The organism is Aeromonas sp. 604176 (genome assembly GCF_049170755.1).
Taxonomy (GTDB): Bacteria; Pseudomonadota; Gammaproteobacteria; order Enterobacterales; family Aeromonadaceae; genus Aeromonas; species Aeromonas veronii_A.
This window is the reverse complement of sequence record NZ_JAAKNE010000048.1, coordinates 22,165-28,481: the sequence shown is the minus strand read 5'-3', so window position 1 is coordinate 28,481 and position 6,317 is coordinate 22,165. Positions and strand designations below refer to the sequence as shown.

General features: G+C 58.5%; 7 protein-coding genes. 5 read left to right on the top strand and 2 right to left on the bottom strand.

Features of this window, described 5'->3' with window-relative positions; genetic code table 11:
- A partial coding sequence (locus G5358_RS10630; RefSeq protein ID WP_421324067.1) for an HRDC domain-containing protein occupies positions 1-489 on the top strand: 489 nt, incomplete at its 5' end.
- A 67-nt stretch (positions 490-556) separates the two neighbouring features.
- Here G5358_RS10630 and G5358_RS10625 read toward each other — a convergent pair.
- Positions 557-859: a c-type cytochrome gene (locus tag G5358_RS10625; RefSeq protein ID WP_005340687.1), complete on the bottom strand. Its 303-nt coding sequence runs from the start codon at positions 857-859 to the stop codon at positions 557-559.
- A gap of 105 nt (positions 860-964) precedes the next feature.
- Between G5358_RS10625 and G5358_RS10620 the strand changes: the two genes are divergently transcribed.
- The 3 genes from G5358_RS10620 to G5358_RS10610 all read left to right on the top strand — a co-directional run bounded on the left by G5358_RS10620 (position 965) and on the right by G5358_RS10610 (position 3,524).
- Positions 965-2,392: a protein adenylyltransferase SelO gene (locus tag G5358_RS10620; protein WP_421324066.1), complete on the top strand. Its 1,428-nt coding sequence runs from the start codon at positions 965-967 to the stop codon at positions 2,390-2,392.
- 10 nt (positions 2,393-2,402) lie between these two features.
- Positions 2,403-2,690, top strand: coding sequence for a DUF3630 family protein (locus tag G5358_RS10615; protein ID WP_216952657.1), 288 nt, complete (start codon positions 2,403-2,405; stop codon positions 2,688-2,690).
- Positions 2,691-2,849: 159 nt separating this feature from the next.
- Positions 2,850-3,524: a 7-cyano-7-deazaguanine/7-aminomethyl-7-deazaguanine transporter gene (locus G5358_RS10610; RefSeq protein ID WP_005340680.1), complete on the top strand. Its 675-nt coding sequence runs from the start codon at positions 2,850-2,852 to the stop codon at positions 3,522-3,524.
- A 270-nt stretch (positions 3,525-3,794) separates the two neighbouring features.
- Here G5358_RS10610 and rraA read toward each other — a convergent pair whose 3' ends face one another.
- Positions 3,795-4,280 (bottom strand): ribonuclease E activity regulator RraA, encoded by a 486-nt coding sequence (gene rraA, locus G5358_RS10605; RefSeq protein WP_005340678.1) that lies wholly within the window; start codon positions 4,278-4,280, stop codon positions 3,795-3,797.
- Between the two features lie 146 nt (positions 4,281-4,426).
- Between rraA and G5358_RS10600 the strand changes: the two genes are divergently transcribed.
- Positions 4,427-6,280: a methyl-accepting chemotaxis protein gene (locus G5358_RS10600; RefSeq protein ID WP_216952658.1), complete on the top strand. Its 1,854-nt coding sequence runs from the start codon at positions 4,427-4,429 to the stop codon at positions 6,278-6,280.
- The last annotated feature ends 37 nt before the right edge of the window (positions 6,281-6,317 follow it).

Here is a 6,317-nt window from a genome sequence, read left to right as displayed (position 1 = left end):
ATCAAGGATCATGGCCACGATAAGCTGTCGACCTACGGCATCGGCAAGGATCAGAGCCACGAATACTGGATGAGCGTGATCCGCCAGCTGATCCACAAGGGGCTGCTGACCCAGAACATCACTCGCAATCTGGTGCTGCAGTTGACCGAAGCGGCCCGTCCGGTACTGCGTGGCGATGTGAAGCTGGAACTGGCGGTACCCCGCCTGCAGCCTATCTCCAGCCGCAAGGAGAAGCGCAACGGTCTGCTCGATAACGCCAACTACGACAAGCGGTTGTTCAAGGAGTTGCGCGGCCTGCGCAAGCAGATTGCCGAGGACGAAGAGGTGCCGCCCTACGTGGTGTTCAACGATGCGACTCTGGTGGAGATGGCTCAGCTGATGCCGATGACCGAAGACGAGATGCTGGCTATCAACGGTGTCGGGCACCGCAAGCTGGAGCGCTTTGGCGAAGCCTTTATGGATCTGATCATCGACTACTGCCGTCGTTAGGGTCGATTAGGCAGCCTAATCGACCAGGGTAAGCGCGGCTCGGAAGAACCTGGGGTCAGACGCGAGGTTATTTCAGGCTGGCGTAGAAGGCCGCCAGATTGTCGATATCCGCATCTGTCAGCGGCGCCATGAAGGGGTCCATCAAGGGCTCTTTGCGAGTGCCATCCTTGAACGCTTTCAACTGTTTCACCAGATAGGCGGCATTCTGACCCGCCAGATGGGGATAGTTGGGGATCATCGCCTTGCCTTCCACGCCGTGACAGGCGGCACAGACCGCAGCCTTGGCTTTGCCTGCCTCGATATCTGCAGCCTTGGCCTGATGACCCCACGCCAGTGCCAGCAAGGGCAGGGCATATACCCATTTTTGCATCTTCTTCTCCTTGAATTGAAAAATGATGGTCGCCAGTTAGCGCAAGCATGGCTGACGGCAGTATAAAGAGTGACACGAGCATACGCAGGGACGAATGGCACAACCATGAAGTTGATCAACACTTTTGCGACCGAGCTGCCTTGGGCCTGTGAACCCGTGGTCCCCCAGCCGCTGCAGCAACCCCGGTTGCTTCATCTCAACCGGACTTTGCTGGGTGAGCTGGGATTGGGAGGCGTCAGCGAGGCTGACTGGATCGCCTGTTGTGGCGAGGGAAAAGTGCTGCCCGGTATGCAGCCGGTAGCGCAGGTCTATGCGGGCCATCAGTTCGGGGGTTATAGCCCCCGGCTTGGGGATGGTCGCGCGCTGCTGTTGGGTGAGCAGCTGGCGCCGGATGGCCAGCGCTGGGATCTCCACCTGAAGGGGGCAGGGAAGACGCCGTTCTCCCGTTTTGGTGACGGTCGCGCCGTGCTGCGCTCCAGTATCCGTGAGTATCTCGCCTCCGAAGCGCTCCATGCTCTCGGCATCCCGACCACGCGAGCGCTGGTGCTGGTGGGCAGTCAGGAGCCTGTTTATCGCGAGCAGGTTGAGAGCGGGGCGACCGTGCTGCGCACCGCCCCCAGCCATCTGCGCTTCGGCCATATCGAGTATTTCGCCTGGAGCGGGCAGGGAGAGAAGATCCCGCCACTCATCGACTATCTGCTGCGCCACCACTTCCCCGAGCTGGAGAGTGGCGCCGAACTGTTTGCCGAAGTGGTGCGCCGCACCGCGCGGTTGATTGCCAAATGGCAGGCTGCGGGGTTCTGTCACGGGGTAATGAATACCGACAACATGTCGCTGCTCGGCTTGACGCTGGATTACGGCCCCTATGGCTTTATCGATTCCTACGTGCCCGATTTTGTCTGCAACCACTCGGACCCTGCGGGCCGCTACGCGCTGGATCAGCAGCCCGCGGTCGGTTACTGGAATCTGCAAAAACTGGCGCAGGCGCTGGCTGGCCATGTAGACGGTGATGCGCTGGCTGCAGCGTTGGCCCAGTACGAGCAACAGCTGATGCTGCACTACTCCGAACTGATGCGGGCCAAACTCGGGCTGGCGGTGTGGGAGGAGGATGACCCGGCTCTGTTCCGCGAGCTGTTCCGGTTGCTGGCGGTTAACAAAGTGGATTACCACCTGTTCCTTCGCCGTCTCGGTGAGGTGACGCAAGAGGGGGGGGGGCCTGCATCTCTGCTGGCCCTGTTGCCTGAACCAGTGGGTTGGCAGGCGTGGCTGGAACGCTATCGGGCGCGGCTGATGCGCGAAGGCAGCGAGGATGCCGTGCGCAAGGCGCAGATGGATGCCATCAACCCCAAGTATGTGCTGCGCAATGCGCTGGCCCAGCAGGTGATAGACGCCGCCGACGCAGGGGATATGCAGCCGTTCGAGCGGCTGTTCGCCGCCTTGCAGCACCCCTATGATGAACAACCCGAATATGAGGATCTCGCCACCCCGACTCCGGCATGGTATTGCGGTGGTGAGCTCTCCTGCAGCAGCTGAGAGACAGGGAATGAGTTGGCAAATCAAACAGGTAGATAACGAAGCTGGCGTGGTGACGCTGGATTGTCCGGCTCTCGACTGGGACACGTTCCCGCTGTTGGCGCAGGCCTTGCTGCGAGAGTGGGAGCTGCAGCCGCTCGAGCAGGATGCGGGGGCCGACCGCCATAGCTGGTTGCTGGCGTTTGAAGAGAGCCAGTTTCGGCTGGAGTATGAACACTACAGCGGCTGCTGGCTGGAGGCGGTGCGCCCGGCGGATCGGGAGGCGCTGCTCTGGCTCGCCAGACAGCACAAGGCGTGACTATCGCCCACAAGGCCTGCTTTGTCGCAGGCCAACCTGGACAAGCGTAATCGCATAAAGATTGAACTATCGGTTTTGGGGCGTATAATCTCGCCCCTCGATTATCGCCAATGGTGGCGATATGGGTTCCCTAACCCCATTAACCAAAAAGGTCACAAGATGAATCTGACCCCTGCGCAGTACCAAACGGCGCTCGTTCGCCTGTCGTTGTTCCACATCCTGATCATTGCCAGCAGCAACTATCTGGTGCAGCTGCCGATCACCGTGTTTGGCTTCCATACCACCTGGGGCGCGTTCAGCTTCCCGTTTATCTTCCTGGCCACTGACCTGACGGTGCGGATCTTCGGTGCCGGTCTGGCACGCAAGATTATCCAGACCGTGATGCTGCCTGCGCTGGCAGTCTCCTATGCGCTCTCCGTGCTCTTCTTCGAAGGGAGCTTCCAGGGCGTTGGTCATCTGGCCGAGTTCAACCTGTTCGTAGCGCGTATCGCGCTGGCCAGCTTTATGGCCTATCTGGTAGGGCAGTTCATGGATGTGGTGGTGTTCAACCGGCTGCGTCTGCTCAAGCAGTGGTGGATTGCACCAGCGGCCTCTACCCTGTTCGGTAATCTGGTTGATACCATCGCTTTCTTCAGTGTGGCCTTCTGGCGCACCACAGATCCTTTCATGGCAGAGCACTGGGTCGAGATCGCAACCGTCGATTACGTATTCAAGTTGCTGATAAGCCTTGGTTTGTTCGTGCCGCTTTACGGTGTCTTGCTGCGCTACCTCAGCCGCAAGCTGGTGGGCGAGGCCGGATTATCCAGCCTGCAAACGGCCACCCGGCAAGCCTGACCAGATTGACCACCCTTCGCGGTGGTCAATTTTTTTGCACTTTCTGCAAATAGCGCTTGCCTAGTTAAATGAGAATGATTATTGTTAACTTGTTTTCCGGGAAAGACTTCATTCGTTCCAACGTGATGGACTTCTTGTGAAGGCACGACATTGCTCACATTGCTTCCAGTTAAGGGCCAGTTTATCTGGCCCTCTTTTTTTGTCATTTTTCAGCAAGTTGCAGGCATAAAAAACGGGAGCCAAGGCTCCCGTCATCACGCTGTCTGTGGCTTACTCGATATCGAGTGCCTCGGGGGAGAGGATTACCCCTGTGGTATCGGCGTAGAGGTGGTCGTCAGGCAGGAAGGTCACGCCACCGAAGTTGACCGGCAGATCGGTCTCCCCTACATCCTTGCTGTCGGCACCGACCGGAATGGCTGCCAGTGCCTGAATGCCGATATCCAGATCTTCCAGAATATCGACTTCGCGGACGCAGCCGTAGCAGACAATCCCTTCCCAATCATTCTCTGCTGCTGTTGTGGCGATGTCGCTGTCGATCAGAGCTCGGCGCATGGAGCCACCGCCATCGATCAGCAAGACGCGTCCCAGTCCGTTCTCTTTGACGAGTTCACGGATAAGACCATTCGATTCGAAGCATTTGACGGTGGTGATGACGCCGCCGAAAGAGGCGCGGCCGCCGAAGGAGCAGAGCATGGGTTCAAGCACATCCACCATGTCCTGATAGATGTCGCACAGTTCAGAAGTATTGTATTCCATAGTGTCAAATCCACGGCTGGAAACAGGTGCAACCAGTATAAGGAGTGGGTGTGGCATTTCAATGAATATTCCTTGCACAGATCACCTGTCGCCGCTTTTCTGCATAAGCTCAATGCAGTTCACTGCCAGTTTGCGAGAGGTCCATCGTGCTTATCCGTCATAAGTTGATCCTGAATACCGTGCTGGTTGCCGTTGCCATGCTGGTACTGAGCGGCCTGTTTATCTACTCCAGCCAGGTGCACCGTCATCTGACCGAAGCCCAGCGTAATATCGACCAGCTGGAGATCGCCATGCTCAACCTGCGGCGGGCCGAGAAGGATTTTCTGATCCGCAAGGATATGACCTTCGTCGAGCGCTTCAATCAGGGGCTCTCAGACTTTCACCAGCACAACCGGGAGCTGGTGACCGATGACAATCTGGCGGCTGTCGAGGGGGAGCTGACCAGACTGGATCAGCAGATCAGCGGCTATGGCAAAGCCTTCAACGATCTGGTGGCCCAGCAGCAGAAGATTGGTCTGGGGCCGGAGGAGGGGCTCTATGGCAAGCTGAGGGCGGCGGTGCATGAGGTGGAGAATGGGCTCAAGCAGCTGGATCAGCAGGGGTTGCTCATCACCATGTTGCAGCTGAGGCGGGCGGAGAAAGATTTCATGCTGCGCTCCGATATCCAGTATCTGGAGCGTTTCGAGACCTTGCACAAAAGTTTTCAGGATAGTCTTGCCACCTTGCCGGAGGGGGATCGCGGCAGGTTGGAGCAGGCCAGCAAGCAGTACCGGCAGGACTTTGTGGCGCTGGTGCAGGGGATGCAGGTACTGGGGCTGAAAGAGGATGAGGGGCTGCGCAACCAGATGCGGGATCTGGTGCATCATACCGAACAGGGGTTTGCCGCCGTCGATCAACACATTGTCGCTGAGCTGGAGAGGCAGAGCGCTCGCCTCAACAGCCTGATGCTGGTCTGTGGCGGGGTGATTGTGGTGCTGATCGGCATCATGAGCGTGCTGCTGGGGCGCAGCATCGACCGTCCCATTACTCAGGTGAATGACACCGTCAACCGCATTCGTCAGGATAATGACCTGCGCCTGAAGATAGAGTTGCGCGGGGCAGATGAAATGGCCCAGCTGGCAGGCAATCTCGATGTGATGCTGGGCGGGTTTCGCAACCTGATTGGCGATGTGAAGCAGAGCGTGCATACCCTGACCGAAGCGGCGGATCACCTTTCTGCCAACGTCAAGCGCACCAGTGAAGGGGCGGCGCGTCAGCTGCAAGAGACCGATATGGTGGCGACCGCTTCCACCGAGATGGGCTCCACCATCGAAGAGATCGCCCGCAATACCGAGCAGGCGGCAAACAATGCGCAGGCGACCAACAACAAGGCGATGGAGGGGCGGGCTGCGGTCGAGAATACTGTCGAGCAGATCCGCTCGCTGGCGGGCAATCTGGAGAGTTCATCCCGCGAGGTGAGCCAGCTGCAAAAAGAGAGCGAGACCATCGGCTCCGTGCTCGATGTGATCCGCGGCATTGCCGAGCAGACCAACCTGCTGGCCCTCAATGCGGCCATTGAAGCAGCCAGGGCAGGGGATCAGGGACGTGGCTTTGCGGTAGTGGCCGATGAGGTGCGCAATCTGGCCATCCGTACCCAGAAATCGACCCAGGAGATTGCCGGCATCATCAGCTCGCTGCAGAAACAGACCGGCAGCATCGTCGAGGTAATGGCGACCTGCCGCGAGCAGGGCAACCGCAGCTCGGATCAGGCTAGTACCGCAGGGGAGTTGCTGGGGCAGATCACTCAGGATGTTACCAACATCATGGATATGAGCACCCAGATTGCGGCAGCCATCGAACAGCAGAGTCTGGTGGCCAACGAGGTGAACCGCAACGTCAACAACATCCGCGACATCGCCCAGGAGTCGAGCATCATGGCGGAGGAAAATGCGAGATCCAGCGAGGGTCTCAACGAGCAGGCCCAGCTGCTCAACAAGGCGGTGGCAAAATATCGGGTTTAGTGAGCGGACTGGCATCCTTATGAGGTTTTTGCACCAG

Excerpts from the sequence above, each read along its gene's own strand:
- G5358_RS10625 (WP_005340687.1), bottom strand. The coding sequence starts at position 859 with ATGCAAAAATGGGTATATGCCCTGCCCTTGCTGGCACTGGCGTGGGGT.
- G5358_RS10620 (WP_421324066.1), top strand. The coding sequence starts at position 965 with ATGAAGTTGATCAACACTTTTGCGACCGAGCTGCCTTGGGCCTGTGAA.
- G5358_RS10615 (WP_216952657.1), top strand. The coding sequence starts at position 2,403 with ATGAGTTGGCAAATCAAACAGGTAGATAACGAAGCTGGCGTGGTGACG.
- G5358_RS10610 (WP_005340680.1), top strand. The coding sequence starts at position 2,850 with ATGAATCTGACCCCTGCGCAGTACCAAACGGCGCTCGTTCGCCTGTCG.
- rraA (WP_005340678.1), bottom strand. The coding sequence starts at position 4,280 with ATGGAATACAATACTTCTGAACTGTGCGACATCTATCAGGACATGGTG.